This is a genomic window from Cobetia sp. SIMBA_158 (assembly GCF_046566945.1).
Taxonomy (GTDB): domain Bacteria; phylum Pseudomonadota; class Gammaproteobacteria; order Pseudomonadales; family Halomonadaceae; genus Cobetia; species Cobetia amphilecti.
In genome coordinates this window covers 1-283 of the sequence record NZ_JAWJYL010000226.1, presented here as the reverse complement: position 1 = coordinate 283, position 283 = coordinate 1, and the positions used below count along the sequence as shown (strand labels likewise).

Annotated in this window: 2 tRNA genes; both read left to right on the top strand. The window is 58.3% G+C overall.

From position 1 onward, the window contains the following. Nucleotides 1-125 precede the first annotated feature (125 nt). Nucleotides 126-202 (top strand) — tRNA-Val (locus R2R70_RS19745). Between the two features lie 4 nt (nucleotides 203-206). After that, nucleotides 207-283: transfer RNA gene (locus tag R2R70_RS19740), tRNA-Asp, on the top strand.

Genomic DNA, 283 nt, shown 5'->3' with positions numbered 1-283 from the left:
GACCGGTAGTTCAGTTGGTTAGAATGCCGGCCTGTCACGCCGGAGGTCGCGGGTTCGAGTCCCGTCCGGTCCGCCATCAGAATCGCGAGATATCACCGCTGCTTGCAGCAAAGATCGTTTGTGTTGGGTGATTAGCTCAGTTGGTTAGAGCACAAGCTTCACATGCTTGGGGTCACTGGTTCGAATCCAGTATCACCCACCAATGCGGACCGGTAGTTCAGTTGGTTAGAATGCCGGCCTGTCACGCCGGAGGTCGCGGGTTCGAGTCCCGTCCGGTCCGCCA